General features: G+C 69.8%; 10 protein-coding genes. 5 read left to right on the plus strand and 5 right to left on the minus strand.

Features of this window, described 5'->3' with window-relative positions:
* Positions 1-68: 68 nt before the first annotated feature.
* Together garD and AC0IZJ_RS10935 are read left to right on the plus strand one after the other, a co-directional pair.
* Entirely contained in the window at positions 69-1,658 is a 1,590-nt protein-coding gene (garD, locus tag AC0IZJ_RS10930; RefSeq protein WP_471849512.1) for a galactarate dehydratase, read from the plus strand.
* Between the two features lie 19 nt (positions 1,659-1,677).
* Entirely contained in the window at positions 1,678-2,853 is a 1,176-nt protein-coding gene (locus AC0IZJ_RS10935) for a tellurite resistance TerB family protein (protein ID WP_471849513.1), read from the plus strand.
* Between the two features lie 9 nt (positions 2,854-2,862).
* On the opposite strand, the gene AC0IZJ_RS10940 is transcribed toward AC0IZJ_RS10935, so the two are convergent.
* The 5 genes from AC0IZJ_RS10940 to AC0IZJ_RS10960 are packed head-to-tail and all read right to left on the minus strand — an operon-like array spanning position 2,863 to position 9,066.
* Entirely contained in the window at positions 2,863-4,017 is a 1,155-nt protein-coding gene (locus tag AC0IZJ_RS10940) for an ROK family protein (protein WP_471849515.1), read from the minus strand.
* A 3-nt stretch (positions 4,018-4,020) separates the two neighbouring features.
* Complete coding sequence (locus AC0IZJ_RS10945) at positions 4,021-4,731, minus strand: ribonuclease activity regulator RraA (RefSeq protein ID WP_471849517.1); 711 nt, start codon at positions 4,729-4,731, stop codon at positions 4,021-4,023.
* An 11-nt stretch (positions 4,732-4,742) separates the two neighbouring features.
* Positions 4,743-6,467, minus strand: coding sequence for an L-arabinonate dehydratase (araD, locus tag AC0IZJ_RS10950; protein ID WP_471849519.1), 1,725 nt, complete (start codon positions 6,465-6,467; stop codon positions 4,743-4,745).
* A complete protein-coding gene (locus tag AC0IZJ_RS10955; RefSeq protein WP_471849521.1) occupies positions 6,464-7,891 on the minus strand; it encodes an aldehyde dehydrogenase (NADP(+)) in 1,428 nt (475 codons plus the stop codon). The genes araD and AC0IZJ_RS10955 overlap by 4 nt, the downstream gene beginning before the upstream one ends.
* 17 nt (positions 7,892-7,908) lie before the next feature.
* Positions 7,909-9,066 carry an endo-1,4-beta-xylanase gene (locus tag AC0IZJ_RS10960; RefSeq protein ID WP_471849523.1) on the minus strand — a complete coding sequence of 386 codons (1,158 nt, stop codon included), beginning with the start codon at positions 9,064-9,066 and terminating at the stop codon, positions 7,909-7,911.
* A 138-nt stretch (positions 9,067-9,204) separates the two neighbouring features.
* On the opposite strand from AC0IZJ_RS10960, the gene AC0IZJ_RS10965 reads away from it, so the two are divergent.
* From AC0IZJ_RS10965 to AC0IZJ_RS10975, 3 genes are all read left to right on the plus strand, one after another.
* Positions 9,205-13,002 (plus strand): glycosyl hydrolase family 8, encoded by a 3,798-nt coding sequence (locus tag AC0IZJ_RS10965; protein WP_471849525.1) that lies wholly within the window; start codon positions 9,205-9,207, stop codon positions 13,000-13,002.
* A gap of 109 nt (positions 13,003-13,111) precedes the next feature.
* Complete coding sequence (locus tag AC0IZJ_RS10970; RefSeq protein ID WP_471849527.1) at positions 13,112-15,697, plus strand: zinc-dependent metalloprotease; 2,586 nt, start codon at positions 13,112-13,114, stop codon at positions 15,695-15,697.
* A 113-nt stretch (positions 15,698-15,810) separates the two neighbouring features.
* Complete coding sequence (locus AC0IZJ_RS10975; RefSeq protein ID WP_471849529.1) at positions 15,811-17,373, plus strand: TonB C-terminal domain-containing protein; 1,563 nt, start codon at positions 15,811-15,813, stop codon at positions 17,371-17,373.
* Positions 17,374-17,405 lie beyond the last annotated feature (32 nt).

Below are 17,405 nucleotides of genomic sequence, written 5' to 3' on the forward strand. Positions count from 1 at the left end.
AAAGTGACGCAAGTTGTACGACAACTAGACGACGTACGACATCAACTGTAGCTCCGCCTCGGCCCGCCATGACTGCTGTTTCCCCCCGCCCGCCCCTGACGCTGCGCATGCGCGCCGAGGACAACGTCGCCATCGTCGCCAATGACGGCGGCCTGGCCGAGGGCACCGTGCTGCCGGACGGCGTCCCCGGCGCCGGGCTCGTGCTGCGCGACAAGGTGCCGCAAGGCCACAAGGTGGCTCTGCACGACATCGCCGAGGGTGAGGTGGTGCTGCGCTACGCGGTGCCCATCGGCTACGCACTCAAACCCATTCCTGCCGGCAGCTGGGTGCACGAGCGCCTGCTGCAGATGCCCGCCGCCCGCGCGCTGGAGGGCCTGCCCATCGCCACCGTCAAGCCGCCCGAGCTGGAGCCGCTGGCCGGCTACACCTTCGAGGGCTATCGCAACAAGGACGGCTCGGTCGGCACGCGCAACATCCTCGCCATCACGACCACCGTGCAGTGCGTCGCCGGCGTCGTTGCCCAGGCCGTGGCACGCATCAAGGCCGAGCTGCTGCCGCGCTACCCGAACGTCGACGACGTCATCGGCCTTGAACACAGCTATGGCTGCGGCGTGGCCATCGACGCGCCGGACGCCATCATTCCCATCCGCACGCTGAAAAACATTTCACTGAACCCGAACTTCGGCGGTGAGGTGATGGTGGTCAGCCTGGGCTGCGAGAAGCTGCAGCCGGCGCGCCTGCTGCCGCCGGGCTCCTTCCCGATCACCGATGAGCGCGACCCGGCCAGCGGCCCCGAGACCATCTGCCTGCAGGACGACGCGCATGTGGGCTTCATGTCCATGCTGGACGACATCCTCAACAGCGCGAAGCCGCATCTGGAACGCCTGAACGCCCGCAGGCGCGAGACGGTGCCCGCCAGCGAGCTGGTCGTCGGCGTGCAATGCGGCGGCAGCGACGCCTTCTCCGGCGTGACCGCCAACCCCGCCGTGGGCTTCTGCGCCGACCTGCTGGTGCGCGCCGGTGCCACCATCATGTTCAGCGAGAACACCGAGGTGCGCGACGCCGTCGAGCAGCTCACCAGCCGCGCTGCCACACCCGAGGTGGCCGACGCCATCATTCGCGAACTCGGCTGGTACGACCGCTATCTCGACCGAGGCCGCGTCGACCGCTCGGCCAACACCACGCCCGGCAACAAGGCCGGCGGCCTGAGCAACATCGCCGAGAAGGCGATGGGCTCCATCATCAAGAGCGGCAGCTCGGCCATCTCGCATGTGCTGTCGCCGGGCGAGAAGCTGAAGCGCGACCAGCGCGGCCTCGTCTATGCCGCCACGCCCGCCAGTGACTTCATCTGCGGCACGCTGCAGCTGGCGGCCGGCATGAACCTGCACATCTTCACCACCGGCCGCGGCACGCCCTATGGCCTGGCCGAATGCCCGGTCGTCAAGGTCGCCACGCGCACGGACCTCGCGCGCCGCTGGCACGACCTGATGGACATCAACGCCGGCCGCATCGCCGACGGCGAGGCAACGATCGAGGAGACGGGCTGGGAAATGTTCCGCCTGCTTCTCGACGTCGCCAGCGGCCGCAGGAAGACCTGGGCTGAGCACTGGAAGCTGCACAACAGCCTGGTGCTGTTCAATCCGGCGCCCGTCACCTGATCCCTCTATATTGGCTGCCATGAGCACTGAGCAGCAGCCGACATTGAACTCAGCCGAAACCGGAACGGCGCTTGAGGGCGTCGCGCAAGTCGTCTCCGAACCCCTCCGCTTCAAGGCCAGGCTGGCGATTGGCGAGAACTCATATGCCTCGCTGCGCATGATCAACCGCACCCGCGAGGTCTGGGACGTGCTGGGCTCCGCAGGCGCGGGCGCAGCCCTCGTGAAGTCAGGCGTGCTGGGCATCGGCGCGGCCACCACGCCCATTGGCTGGGTGGCGCTCGCTGCGGTCGCCTCCGGCGGCGCCTGCTACGGCCTGTACCGCTGGCTGGGCGATACCAAGGGCTCGCGCATCATCGAGATCCCCAAGTTCCTGAACACGCCGCTGGACACGCTGGGGTTGGCGCTGTTCGACCTCATCGCGCCGCTGGCGCTGCGGCTGGCCGCGGTGGATGGCGTCATCGAGCCCGCCGAGCGGCAGGCGCTGGTGCAGCACCTGGTGGACGACTGGGGCCTGGACGACAGCTTCGTCACGCAAGCCATCACGCAGATCGAGCCGGGCGTCATGCAGGGCTCGGTCGAGGAGATGGCGGCCGAGTTGTCGGCCTTCCTGCATGCCAACCCCGACTGCAACCACAAGGCCATCGCCACCGATCTGGGCGAGTTCCTGCGCCGGCTGCTGGAGGCCGGCGGGCCGCTGTCCGACGAGGAGGAGGCGGCGCTGGCGGCCAGCCTCGCGCTGCTGCTTGAGGAGCCGGACGGGCCGCTGACCAAGGCCTGGATGACGGCCAGTTCGATGGCCATGGCGGGCGCGGCCAAGGCGACCGAGCAGGTGGGTACGTCGGCGAGGGAGGCGGCCGGCTGGACGCGCGAGCACCTGCCTTCGCCGGAGGAACTGCAGGCTGCGGCCGGCACCGTGGCGAGCAAGGCCTGGCAAGGCGCCAGGTCGGGTGCCGAGCAACTGGGCACGTCGGCCAAGGATGCCGCCGACTGGACGCGTGAGCGCCTGCCGTCGCCTGAACAGCTGCAGGCCGCGACGAGCACGGCCGCGACCCAGGTTCAGCAGTCGGTGCAGAAGGCGGCCGCGTGGGCCCAGGACAAGCTGCCCGCACCCGAGCGGGTCGAGGAAGCCGCGAAGCGCACGCTCGGCCTGGCCAAGGCCGGCATCGACAAGATCAAGAAACGGTCGGGCCGCTGAGCAGCGAACTCAGGCCAGCGTCGGCTGCGTCAACCGGTAGCCGGCCAATGCCGCAGCGCCGACGGCGATGAGGTCGGCGCCGAAGCGGGCCACGCGCAGGGTGGGCTCGGGCAGCCGCGCCGCCTGGGCATACTGCCGCAGCGTTGCGCGCACCGGCGTCAGCAGCGCGTCGCCCAGTGCCACAGCCGGGCCGCCAAGCACGATGCAGGCCGGGTCGTAGGCGACGGCCAGGTTCTGCAACAGCACACCCAGGTACTGCCCGGCCTTGGCCACGTCGGGTGCAGAGGCCGCGTCGCCGTCCTGCTGCAGCAGCGCCCGGTTGCCGATCAGCGCCTCCGCGCAGCCACGGCGGCCGCAGGAGCAAAGCGGGCCGTCGATCTGCAGCACCATGTGGCCGACCTCGCCGGCCAGGCCGCGTGCGCCGGTCAGCAAGCGGCCGCCGACGATGAGGCCGGCGCCGACGCCTTCGCCGACAAGAACCAGCAGCAGCGGGTCGGCCACCGGTGATGGGTTGAACTCGCTCTCGCCCAAAGCGGCGACATCGGCGTCGTTCTGCATGAAGACAGGCACGCCGGACAGCGGCGTGCCCTGCAGTGCGTCCCGCAGCAGGGAGCCAAAGGGCGCCTGGTGCCAGTGCACATGAGGTGCGAAGACGAGTTGGTCGCGCGCCTGGTCCACGCCGCCGGGCAGGCCCACGCCGATGCCGATGATGCGTTGCGACTCGCCGCAACCGGCGGCCACGTCCAGCATCGTGTGGGTCAATTCCTGGATGCAGACCTCGACGTCCATGCCGGTGTCGTAGCTGCCGCTCTGGGCCGCCAGCACCTCGCCCGTCAGCGAGGTCAGCACGACACGCACATGGCCGATGCCGACCTGGGTACCCAACAGCAGCAGCCGCGTCGGGTCGACGAACAGCGGCGTCGGGCGGCGGCCGATGTCGCCGGTGACGAGCACCTCGCGCTCCACCAGCCAGCCCTCGTCGATCAACTCACGCGCCAGCGCGCTGACGGTGGATTTGGTGAGGCCAAGGGCGTTGGCGAGGTCGACACGCGACTGGCCCGGCTGCACGCGCAGCTGGCGGATGAGTGCCATGCGGTTGCCGCGCTTGAGCTGGGCCTGCCCGCTGCTGCTTTCGGCTTTCATCGACATGGCTTTCATCAGCATGGGTTAACGACCTTTGGCTTGGCGCCACGCGGCGAAAAGGCCGGCGACGTCGGGGTCTGTGGGCGGATACAGGCCCAGCACGCTGCGGCCGGCCATGACGGTTTCCTGCACGAAGTCCTCGAACACGGTCATCTCGACGGCTTCGTTGGCGATGTCGTCGGCCAGGTGCGCCGGGATGACGATGACGCCTTCGGCATCGCCGACGATGACGTCGCCGGGGAACACCGGCGCGTCGCCGCAGCCGATGGGCTCGTTGATGGCGATGGCCTGGTGCAGCGTCAGGTTGGTGGGCGCGCTCGGGCGCGAGTGGTAGGCCGGCATCGTGTACTTCGCGATGTCGGGACTGTCGCGGAAGCCGCCATCGGTGACCACACCGGCCGCGCCGCGCACCATCAGCCGTGCGACGAGGATGCCGCCGGCCGACGCAGCACGGGCGTCCTTGCGGCTGTCGATGACGAGCACGGCGCCTTCTGGGCATTGCTCGACCGCGACGCGTTGCGGATGGGCACGGTCCTTGAACACGCTGATGTCGTTCAGGTCTTCACGCGCCGGCATGTAGCGCAGCGTGTAGGCGGGGCCGACCATGTTGGGCAGGCCGGGATTGAGAGGCAGCACGCCCTGGATGAACTGGTTCTTCAGGCCGCGCTTGAACAGGGCGGTGCACAGCGTGGCGGTGCTGACGCCCATGAGCTTCTTGCGGGTATCGGGATTCATGGCGTCGATGCTCAGTAGATGACCGGCTCCGGCACCGGGGCGCCGAACTGGGTTTCGAGGAAGTCGAAGTCGCAACCCTCGTGGGCCTGCAGGATGTGGCGGCCGAACATCCAGCCGTAGCCGCGTTCGTAGCGGGCGGGCGGCGGCGTCCACGCGGCACGGCGGGCGGCCAGTTCCTCGTCGCTGACTTCGAGGTGGATGGTGCGAGCAGGTACATCAACGGTGATGCGGTCGCCCGTCTTCACCAACGCCAGTGGCCCGCCGACGAAGGCCTCGGGGCTGCAGTGCAGCAGGCAGCCGCCGTAGCTGGTGCCGCTCATACGGGCGTCTGACAGGCGCAGCATGTCGGTCACGCCTTGTTTGAGCAGCTTGGTGGGGATGGGCAGCATGCCCCACTCCGGCATGCCGGCGCCCTTGGGGCCGGCGTTGCGCAGCACGAGGATGTCGTCGCCGGTGACGTCGAGAGCCGGGTCGTCCACCGCGGCCTTCAGGCTGGGGTAGTCGTCGAACACCAGCGCGCGGCCGGTGTGCTGCAGCAGGTGGGGCGCGACGGCGCTGGGCTTGATGACGACGCCGTCCGGCGCGAGATTGCCGCGCAGCACGGCCAGCGCGCCTTCGGCGTAGATGGGGTTGTCCAGCGGGCGGATCACGTCGCTGTTGAAGACCTCGGCGCCGGCTATGTTGTCGGCCACCGTGCGGCCGTTGACGGTGAGTGCCGACAAGTCGAGCTTGTCGCGCATGACATTCATCATGGCCGGCAGGCCGCCGGCATAGAAGAAGTCTTCCATCAGGTAGCGGTCGCCGCTGGGCCGGATGTTGGCGATGACGCCGACGTGGCGGCTGGCCGCATCGAAGTCGTCCAGCGTGACGGGCAGCCCCGCGCGGCGGCTGATGGCCACCAGATGAATGATGGCGTTGGTGCTGCAGCCCATGGCCATCGCGACGGCGATGCCGTTGGCGAAACTTCCTTTGCTGAGCAGCTTCGCCGGGGTCAGGTCGTCCCACACCATTTGCACGATGCGCCGACCACACTCGGCCGACATGCGGACGTGGTTCGCGTCAGGCGCGGGGATGCTGCTGGCGCCGGGCAGCGTGAAGCCGATGGCTTCGGCAATGCCCATCATGGTGGCCGCCGTGCCCATGGTCATGCAGGTGCCATGGCTGCGGGCGATGCCGGCCTCCATCTCGGCCCAGGCCTGGTCAGTCAGGCGGCCGGCGCGGCGCTCGTCCCAGTACTTGAAGGCGTCCGACCCCGAGCCCAGCACCTGCCCGCGCCAGTTGCCGCGCAGCATGGGGCCGGCCGGCAGGTAGATGCAAGGCAGGCCCATGCTGAGCGCGCCCATCAAGAGGCCAGGCGTCGTCTTGTCGCAGCCGCCCATCAGCACGGCGCCGTCCACCGGGTGGCTGCGCAGCAGCTCCTCGGTCTCCATCGCCAGGAAGTTGCGGTAGAGCATGGAGGTCGGCTTGACCATGCTCTCGCTGAGCGAAATGGCCGGCAGCTCCAGCGGCCAGCCGCCCGCCTGCAGGATGCCGCGCTTGACGTCCTCCACCCGCTGCTTGAAGTGGGTGTGGCACTGGTTGGCATCGCTCCAGGTGTTGACGATGGCGATGACCGGCTTGTTGATGAAGTCTTCCGGCGCATAGCCCATCTGCAGCACGCGGCTGCGGTGGCCGAAGCTGCGGAAGTCGTCCTTGGCGAACCAGCGTGCGCTGCGCAGATTTTCCACTTTCCTCATGCCTGGCCTCGCGCATCGATCAGCCAGGCCGGCGCGTCCTGCAAAGCGACCGGGCGCAAGAAGCGCTCCATCGCGGCATAGCCGACGCTGGTGCTGAACCCATTCGTCGACGACGGCCACGGGCCGCCGTGCTGCTGGGCGGCGGTGACGGCCACGCCCGTGGGCACGCCGGCGAACAGCACGCGGCCGGCGATGGCCTGGGCGGCGCGCACCAGGTCGCGGTTCTCGGCGCTGTCTGCGTCGGCGCCCCAGAGCGTGACGGTCAACGTACCCTGGACGGCCTGCAGCACGCGCAGCGTCTCGGCGGCATCGCGCACGGTGATGGCGATGCAGCTCGGGCCGAAGACTTCTTCGTGCAGCAGCTCGTCGGCCAGGAAGCTGGCGGCATCGGTGGCGAAGAGATGGGCGCCCGGTGCCGCTTCGCGTGCGGGCAAGGCCACCAGCGACTTCACGCCGGTGCGGCCGTGCAGGCGGGCCACACCGGCGTTGAAGCCGGCGCGTATGCCGGCGTTCAGCATCGCGTGTGGCGTGGCGGCGGCCAGGGCCTCGGCCAGCTGGCGCACGAAGGCCTGGCTGGCTTCGTCGTCGCGGACGATGACGAGGCCGGGGCTGGTGCAGAACTGGCCACAGCCTTGCACGATGCTGCCGGCCAGCTGCGTGGCCAGCGCTGCGCCGTGGGTGGCCAGCACGCCGGGCAGGGCGACGACCGGGTTGATGGAGCCCAGTTCGCCGTAGAAGGGAATGGGGCGAGGCCGGGCATTGGCCTCGCGCCACAAGGCCACCCCGCCACGCACGCTGCCGGTGAAGGCGGCCGCGGCAATCGCGGGGTCGCGCACCAGCGCCACGCCGACCGGGATGCCGGCGCCCTCCACCATCTGCAGGATGCCGGCGGGCAGGCCCTGCGCGGCGATGGCGGCGGCGGCCAGCTCGAACATGGCGCGCGACAGCAGCGGGTGGCCCGGGTGGGCCTTGACGACGACCGTGCAGCCGGCGGCCAGCGCCGAGGCCGTGTCGCCGCCCAGCACGCTGAAGGCGAAGGGGAAATTGCTGGCCGCGAACATGGCCACCGGGCCGATGGGCACGGCCACACGCGTCAGGCGCGGGCGGCCGGCGGGCGGCGCGCCGGGCACGGCGGGGTCGTCCTGCACGGGTTGGGCGGCGCCGGCGTCCAGGCGTTCGGCAAAGCCGCGCAGCTGGAAGCAGGTGCGGTCCAGCTCACCGTTCAGGCGCGCCGGGCCCAGGTGGGTTTCCTCGTCGGCCAGCGTGACGAGGGCCTCGCGGGCGGACTGCAGCACGCCGGCCAGCGAATGCAGCAGCGCAGCGCGGCGGGCGATGGGGGCGGCGGCCCAGGTGGGCGCTGCTTCGGCCGCGGCCGCGCAGGCGGCGCGGATCTGCTCGGGCGAGCTGTCGGTGAGAGTGGTCATGGGCGGTGGCGGTGCGGTCAGCGCGCGGGCATTGCGCGCAGGGCGGCGGCTATGGCTGCGCGAAGGGGCTTGGCGTTGAGTTGATCGTCGTAGGGCAGGCCGCGTTTGGGCAGTTTGTCCTCGCGCGGGTCGAAGCCCTGCAGCCAGCTGTGCTTGTCAGCCAGACCCCAGCACAGGAAGCGGCGCAGGCGCGGCACCGCGAGTGTCACGTCCAGCCACTCGCGCGCATAGGCGGCCACGGCGGCATCGCGCTGGGCGATGTCGGCCGGCATGCCCCGGTCGTTCACATCGAACTCGGTGATGAGGATGTCCAGGTCCAGGGCCATCACGTCGTCGAGAAAGCGGCGCCATTCGGCAGCGCGCTGCGCGGGCACGTCGACGGGGTCGCCCGGCTTGACCCAGTTGCCGATGTGCGCCTGCACGCCCAGCGCCTGCACCGGCGTGCCGCGCCGCTTCAGGTCGGTCAGCAGTTTGAGCACGCCGGCGCGATGCTTTGCGCTGCCATGGCCCCAGCTCATGTAGTCGTTGTAGACCAGCTGGGCCGTGGGTGCGTGTTCGCGCGCGAGGCGGAAGGCGAAGTCGATCTGCGCCACGCCGCCGGCACTGCCGCCGCCGAAGGGCGCGCTGAAGACGTTGCTGTGCAACTCGCCGGTCTCGGGGGAGATGGCTTCGTTGACGACGTCCCAGCTCTCCAGGCTGTTGCCGAAATGGCCGCAGGTGGTGCGGATGTGCTCGGTCAGCACGCGGCGGGCGGCCTCGCCATCACCGGCGCCGTAGTTCAAGGCATTGACCCAGCCCGGCAGCCACTTGGGCTCCAGCCACAGCAGCGTGTGGCCGCGAAGCGCCATGCCGCGCCCCTTGGCCCAGGCGAACATCTCGTCGGCGGGGGCGAAGTTGTAGGGCTTGGTGGGGTCGGGGCGCAGCGCCTGCCACTTCGTTTCGTTTTCGGCAACGAGCACGCTGCACTCGCGGCCGGTGAGGTCGCGGTAGGCGAGGTCGTGAAACCGGGAGCTGCGGCCGATGCTGCCCAGCGTGCTGCCGAAGCGCAGGCCTTTGGCGCGGGCCAGCTGGTCCAGCGTCGGCTCACCCGCGGGCGTCGTGGCGCAACCTCCGAGTGCCGCAGAGGCGGCGCCGAGGGCCAGAGCTTGGGTGGCGGAGCGCCGTGACAGCGACATCTTGTTTTGAGGATATGTCTTCACACTGGTATCGCTATCATACGGATTGGTTCGGCCGCTGAACTTAGTGGTTTCCCTGGAGGGGTCGCAAGACTATATCTCCGTAAACTGCAAATGATCGCGCAACCATTTGACTCCATGACCTTCCTTTTTGAAGCCGGGACCCGGCTGTTTGTGTCCCGGCTCAAGCAGCTCGCCTTTGGTTTCGGGCTGGCCGCAGCCGGCGCGGGCGCCGCGGCCTGCGACAACCCGGCGTCGGTCTGCGCGCGCGACGTAGGGCAGAGTTTCGGCTTGGTGCGCGCCGGCCAACCGGCGGCCGTCATCGTCGAGGCCGGTGCCGATCCGGCGCTCAAGCATGTCGGCCGCAGCTTTGCCGCCGACTTGGGGGCCGTGTCCGGCCAGCCGGCCGCGCAATTGACCGGCGTGGCGGGTGCGCCGCGCGAGGTCGTGCTCGTGGGCGAACTGGGGCGCAGCCCGCTGGTCGATGGCCTGGTGGCTGCCGGCAAGCTCAAGAGCGCCGACCTGAAGGGCCTGAAGGGTGAGTGGGAAGCCTTCCGGCAGGTCGTCGTCGACAAGCCTTTCAAGGGCGTGGACCGGGCGCTGGTCATCGTCGGCTCGGACCGGCGCGGCGCGGTCTTTGGCGCCTACGACCTGTCGGCGCGCATCGGCGTCAGCCCCTGGCACTGGTGGGCGGACGTGCCGGTCGCGAAGCAGCGAGAGGTCTTCATCACCCCCGGTGCGCGCGGCGACCAGCCGGGCGTCAAGTACCGCGGCATCTTCATCAACGACGAGGCGCCGGCCCTCAGCACCTGGGCCGAGAAGAAATTCGGCGGCGCGAATTCGAAGATGTACGCCCACGTGTTTGAGTTGCTGCTGCGCCTGAAGGGCAACTACCTCTGGCCCGCCATGTGGCCGCCACGCGCCTTCAATGCCGACGACCCGAGGAACATGGTGCTGGCCGACGAGATGGGCATCGTCATGGGCACCTCCCACCACGAGCCGCTGACCCGTGCCCACGACGAGTGGCACCGCTTCAAGGGCGGTGCGTGGGACTACGCGAAGAACGCACCGCAGCTGCGCGAGTTCTGGCGCGGCGGTGTCCAGCGCATGATGGGCCGGCCCGACGGCAAGGCCTTCGACACGCTGGTGACCGTGGGCATGCGCGGCGACGGCGATGAGCCGATGAGCGAGGACACCGCGACGACGTTGCTGGAAACGGTCGTCAAGGACCAGCGCCAGATCATTGCCGACGTGACGAAGCAGCCCGCCGAGAAGACGCCGCAGATGTGGGCCCTCTACAAGGAAGTGCAGGACTACTACGACAAGGGCATGAAGGTGCCCGACGACGTGCTCCTGCTGTTTGCCGACGACAACTGGGGCCAGATCCGCCGCCTGCCGGAGGCGGACAAGAAGCGCCCGGGCGGCTACGGCGTCTACTACCACTTCGACTACGTCGGCGGCCCGCGCAACTACAAGTGGCTGAACACCAACCAGATCGAGAAGACCTGGCAGCAGATGGACCTGGCGCGCGAGCATGGCGCCGATGCGCTGTGGATCGTCAACGTCGGTGACATCAAGCCGGTCGAGTTCCCCATCAGCTTCTTCCTGGACATGGCCTGGTCGCCCAAGCGCATGACGCCGGCGGCGCTGGCGGCCTACCCGAAGGACTGGGCGGCGGCGACCTTCGGCGCTGCGCATGCGGCCGAGATCGGCGAACTTGTGACGCGCTACAGCCAGTACGCCGCGCGCCGCAAGCCCGAACTGGTGGACGCCAACAGCTTCCGGCTTGGCCTGGCCACGGCCGACGCGCTGGACGGTGGCGACTTCGGCCGTCGCATCGCCGAGTGGGATGCGCTGGAGGCGCGCGTCGCGAAGGTCAAGTCCGCGCTGCGGCCCGACCAGCTGGATGCGTACTTCCAGTTGGTCGAGCATCCGGTCATCGCGCTGGGCAACCTCTACCGCCTGTACTACGCGGTGGCCTGGAACCGCACGCTGGCCGCGAAGAACGACCCGCGCGCCAACGTCTTTGCCGACCAGGCCGAGGCCGCCTTCGCGCGCGACCAAGCCATCAGCGACCAGTACCACGCCATCGCCAATGGCAAGTGGGCCGGCATGATGCTGCAGGTCCACATCGGCTACACGAACTGGCAGCAGCCGGAGAAGAACCTCATGCCGGCCGTGAAGCGCGTGACCGGCACGGCGGATGCCGCGGCGGTGCGGCGTCAGCTGACGGTGGCGCAGCGCGCCGGCGCCTTTGACTCGCACGTCATCGAGGCCACGCAGTTCGCCCGCGCCAACAGCGCCAACAGCGCCAAGGGCCTGACGTGGACGGCCGTTCCCAACCTCGGCCAGCATCAGGGCGCCGCGATGGCGCTGCCGCAGGGCCGCGCCGCCACCACTGTGGCCGATGACGTTCGCGTGGAGTACGACATCGACATGCCCCAGCGCGGCAACTGGTCGCTGCTGCTGCACATGGCCCCCACCATCGACGTGCGCAAGGCCGATGGCATCCGCATCGCCGTGGCCGTCGGCGACGGCAAGCCGCAGACGCTCAAGCTCAACCTCATCCCCACCGCCGGTGCAGCCGATACGCAACCGCAGAAGGACTGGTCGCGCGCCGTCATCAACAACAACTTCGTGCTGCGCACCGACGCCGTGTCGCTGCCGGCCGGCAAGCACACCATCCGCGTCTGGCGCCTGGACGACAACGCCGTGCTGCAGCGCCTGGAACTGGAGCCCGTCGTGGTGGCGACGACCCCGCAGGTGTCGAAGGCGGCCGCCCAGACCGGCCAGTACCGCAACCTGCTGCGCGAACTGCGGCCCGACATCACGGACGCCGCCATCAACGCCAGGCTGGCCACGTACTGGACCTCGCTGTTCGAAGGCGGCAAGGACGAGCGCATCGTCTTCCCCGCCGCGGCCACGCCCGACGGCCCGGCGTCCTATGTGCTGGACGTGGGCAACAACGACGTGCGCAGCGAAGGCATGTCCTACGGGATGATGATTGCGGTGCAGATGGACCGCAAGGCCGAGTTTGACGCGCTGTGGAACTGGACCTGGACGCACATGCGCTACCGCTCCGGCCCGCGCCAGAGCTACTTCCGCTGGCAGTGCCAGCCCGCCGGCTGCGGCGATTTCGGCAAGGACGCCGTGCCCGCCTCCGACGGCGAGGAGTACTTCGCCACCGCGCTGCTGATGGCGGCCTCGCGCTGGGGCAACGGCAAGGGCGTCTACGACTACAACGCCCAGGCGCAGGAGATCCTGACGGCCATGCTGCACAAGGAGACGATGAACGGCGGCGTCAAGGAAGGCGCGCGTTCGATGTTCTCGCCGCAGCATGGCCAGGTCGTCTTCGTGCCGGTGGGCGACGCCGCCGACTTCAGCGACCCGTCCTACCACCTGCCGGCGTTCTACGAGATCTGGGCCCGCCGCGCCGCCAAGCCCGAGGACCGCAAGCGCTGGAGCGAGATCGCCGACATCAGCCGCGCCTATTTCAACAAGGCTGCCCACCCGAAGACCGGTCTGACGCCCGACTACGCCCATTTCGACGGCCGCCCCAAGGTGCTGGAGGGCCACGAGGACTTCCGCTACGACGCCTTCCGCACGGCGGTGAACTGGAGCGTCGACCAGGCCTGGTGGGGCAAGAACCCGTCCGCCATCGGCCTCAGCCACAAGCTGCTGAATTTCTTCGCCGCGCAGAAGCAGCCCTACACGCACCTCTACACGGTCGACGGCAAGCCGCTCAACGACGAGCCGTCCAAGGGCCTGATCGCCTGCAATGCCGTGGCCGCGCTGCTCGTCGACGAGGCGCAGGCCGCGCCCTTTGTGAACGCCTTCTGGGCGCTCGACCCGCCCACAGGCAAGTGGCGCTACTACGACGGGCTGCTGCAGTTCATGAACATGCTCCACATCACGGGGCGCTTCAAGGCCTGGTGAAGTCGCCGCGCTGACGGTAATAAATCTCAAGCCCCTGAGCAGTTGCGGGCTGCGGGCATCCCTAACATCGCGGCCGTGCACCATGCGGTGCACGTTGACAAGGGATGCAATGAACAACAACTGCTGCAGCCGTGCCCGCCTCGCGCTGCTGACCTTCACCCTGGCCGCCGGCCAGGCACTGGCGCAGACACCACCTGCGCCGCCTGCGCCGCCCGCATCGGCAGCGTCCGCCCCCACGCTGCCGGTGCGGCCCGGTTTGACCCTGCCGGACCCGGGCGAGCCCAAGCCCTTCGACAAGGTCATCACCGCGGAGGCCAAGACGCAGCAGGGGCTGTTCGCGGTCCACAGCCTCAAGAACAAGCTGTATTTCGAGATTCCCAAGACGCTGCTGGAGCAGCCCCTGCTGATGGTGGCCAACGCCACGGCTGTGCCGGCGGGCCTGGATCACCTCGGGCGCGCGATCAACCAGGACGTGCTGCGCTTCGTGCTGCACCAGAACCGCGTGTTGCTGCAGCTGGTGTCACACAGCGCCGTGACGGCGCCCGACAACGTGCTGGCCGATGCCGTGCGACAGTCCCAGCGCGATGCCATCCTGGCTGTCTTCCCCGTGGAGGCCTTCGGCAAGGGCGGTGCGCCGGTCATCGAGGTCACGCGGCTGTTCGCTTCGGAGGTAGGCGACTTCAGCGCCCGCACCATGGTGCGCGGCTCGATGGACAGCAGCCGCAGCTATGTCGAGAAGACCAAGGCCTTCCCCGGCAGCGTGCGGGTGGACGCGGTGCAGACCTACAACATCGCGGCGCAGCCGGCGCCCCTGCCCGCAATACCGGGCGTGACGATCGTGCCGCCGATGCAGCCCTCGCGCAGCGTGTCGCTCAACCTCGCCTACAACATCGTGCAGCTGCCCAAGCAGCCCATGATGCCGCGCCTGTTCGACGACCGTGTCGGCTTCTTCAGCATCAGCCGCATGGACTTCGGCGACGGCCTGCAGGAAGCCCGCCGTGAGCGTCTCATCACGCGCTGGCGGCTGGAGAAGAAAGACCGCGATGCGGCCATCAGCGAGCCGGTCAAGCCCATCGTCTGGTACATCGACAAGGCCACGCCCACCGCGCTGGTGCCCCATGTGAAGAAGGCCATCGAGGCATGGAACCCGGCCTTCGAGGCCGCCGGCTTCAAGAACGCCGTGCAGGCCCGGCCCTATCCGACAGCCGAGGAAGACCCCGAGTTCGACCCCGAGGACGTGCGCTACAGCGTCATCCGCTGGGTGCCGTCGCCCATTCCCAATGCCTACGGCCCCCACCTGTCCGACCCGCGCAGCGGCGAGATCCTGAACGCCAACATCGTGATGTTCCACAACATCCTCCAGCTGCAGCAGGACTGGTACGTGACGCAGGTCGGGCCGCTGGACCCGCGTGCCCGCAAGCTGCCGCTGCCGGACGACCTGGTGGGCGACCTCGTCGCGATGGTCGTCACGCACGAGGTGGGGCACTCGCTGGGCTTCCCGCACAACATGAAGGCCAGTTCGCTCTACCCCGTGGCCAGGCTGCGCGACCCGCAATGGCTCAAGTCCATGGGACACACGCCGTCGCTGATGGACTACAGCCGCTTCAACTATGTCGTGCAGCCGCAGGACAAGGTCGACCCGGCGCTGCTCATTCCCAGGATCGGGCCGTACGACGTCTTCGCCGCCCGCTGGGGCTATATGCCCATCCCGAGCGCCAAGACGGCGGAAGAAGAACGCCAGCAGCTCAACCTGTGGGCGCGCGAGCAGGAGGCCACGCCCTGGCTGCGCTTCAATGCGCCCAAGGCCGAGGGCGGCGACGTTGGCGAGAACGTCGAGGCCGTGGGCGACGCCGACGCGGTGGCGGCCACGGGCCTGGGCCTGCTCAACCTCCAGCGCGTCATGAAGATGCTGCCCGGCGTCGTGCCGCAGGACGGCAAGGACGACCAGCTGCTGGAGCGGCTGTACCGCGGGGTGTGGCAGCAGTGGGCCCGAGAGATGGCGCACGTCGTGGCCGTCGTGGGCGGCTCTGACGTGCAGAACAAGCACAACGACCAGCCGGGTGCCATCGCCGAGCCGGTGTCGCGCGAGCGCCAGGTGAGGGCGATGAAGTTCCTGGCCGAACAGGCGCTGGCCACGCCGCAGTGGCTGCTGGACGAGGCCATCGTCCAGCGCCTCAGTGCCTCGGAGGCGCCGATGTCGCTCAGCATGAACCAGCGCACCCTGCTGCGCCAGCTGCTGGCACCGTCGCGCACGCAGCGCCTGATGGCGCAGGAGGCCGCGCTCGGCGCCCGGGCCTATCGGCTGGAGGACCTGCTGGCCGACCTGCGCCGCGGCGTGTTCACCGAGCTGCCCGGCAGCGCGCCCATCACGGCGGCGCGCCGCAGCCTGCAGCGCCACCATGTCGACACCCTGACCGCCCGCCTCAGCCTCGGCAACCCGCTGGGCCAGGACGACGGCCAGGCCGGCATGAGGGCGGAACTGGTCGAGCTCAAGGGTGTCATCAGTGCCGGCGCCGCCCGTGGCGACCGCACGCGCCGGGCCCACTTGCTGGGTCTGGCCGACACCATCGCCAAGGCGCTGGACCCGCGCTCCGCGCCGGCGGCCAACCCGGGTGCGGCGCTGCTGCGCGTCATGGGTTACCAGGCCGATGAAGCCGCGGCCGCCCAGACCTGCTGGGGCCACGACACGCATTGAGACCCGGCTTTGAGGGGGCGTGTGCATGCCGCCCGCACGGGCCTGGCACTGACAATCGCCCTGATGACATGCAGGGGCATTGACACAGGACAGGGGAGGGCGGCGGCGTGCGCATGACCGGCGCCGCCGCGCTGCGTCTGATCCGCCGCCGACGGTTGCCACCGGCGCTGGCGCTGTCGCTGCTGGCGCATGCGCTGCTGCTGAGCCTCACCTTTGGTGGCAGCGCTGGCGCATTGCGGGCGCTTGAGCTGCCCGATCTGCGCGTGGTGCTGGCGCCGGCAGCGCCTGTGGCAAGCGAGCGCCCGGCACCGGAGGCCGCGCCCGCGCCGCCCGAGGCGCAAGCCGTGGCCGAGGCCAGGCACAGCGCGCCGACCGAGCCATCGCCGCCCGAGCGCGGCACCGCGCCGCTGGCCGTGGAACGCCCCGCGGCCTGGGCCGTGCCGGCGGCATCGGCGGTGCCCAGCGCTGTCTTCGCGTCCCTGGGCGCCGCATCGGCACCGGTGGTCGAAGCGCTGCGCCGCAGCGCCGACAGCCCGCGTCCGGCCAACGAGCGGGAGGCAGAGCAGCGCATTGCCGAGCTGGCGCCGCTCGACAGCAAGCAGGCCGCCCCCATCGCGACCTTTGCCGCTGCGTCCAGCCCGGCCGTGGAGGCGCTGCGCCGGCCGGCCGATGTGCAGCGGCTGGCGGCGAACAGTGGGCGCAGCGCGGAACTGGCGCAGCTCGCCACGGCCAGGCCGGCCGCCGTCGTGGCAGCCTTCGGCGCCGCATCCAGCCCGGCCATGGAGCGGCTGCGCGGTGCCAGCGATGCGCTGCGCGTGACCACCGAACGGAGCCGCATGGCCGAGCTGGCCCAGCTCGACACCGCCCGGCAGGAGGTGCAGCAGCGCGCCAGGCAACTGGAATCGGCACGCCAGGAAGCCCTGCGGCAGGATGAGATCCGGCAGGAAGCCGCGCGCCAGCAGGCCGTACGTGCCGAGGCTGCGCGCGTGGAGGCCGCGCGCCAGGAAGCGGCCCGCCAGGCCGCCGCCGCGCAGGAGTCGGCCCGGCAGGAGGCTGCCCGCCAGGACGCGGCGCGGGCCGAGGCGGCCCGCGCCGAGGCAGCGCGCGAGGAAGCTGGCCGGCAGCAGGCGGCTCGCGCAGAGGCCGCGCGGCTGGAAGCCGGCCGCATCGATGCGGCCAGGCTGGCTGCAGCCCAGGCGCAGGCCAGGGCCGAGGAAGAGCAGCGGGAAGCCCGCAAGCGCGCCATCGGCCGCCAGCTGGATGCAGAAGCCGCCCAACGCGACGCTCAACGTGACGGCGACCGCAAACGGCCCGACTGGGCGCCCGCGCGCCGTGGCCGCTTGCTCGGCCGCACGGATGCCAATGCCGACCTGGTGGCCTATGGCGAGGCCTGGTCGCGCAAGATCGAGTCCAACCTCGGTGTCGAACAGGCGCGCGAGGTGGCCCGGCAGCCGCACAGCGATGCCGTCGTCACCGTGGCCGTGCGCAGCAACGGTTCGGTGGAGAGCATCACCTTCGTGCGCTCCAGCGGAGTGCCGGCCGTCGACGATGCCATCACGCGCATCGTGCGCAGCCAGGAGAACTACCCGGCCTTTCCAGCGGCGCTGTTGAAGGACTTCGACGTTGTCGAGATTCGCCGCAGCTGGCATTTCGACATGGCGGTGCGCCTGTACTGAACGTAAGCAAGGCGCCGTCCTACGCCTGAGCA

Source organism: Roseateles sp. AC306 (genome assembly GCF_979253795.1).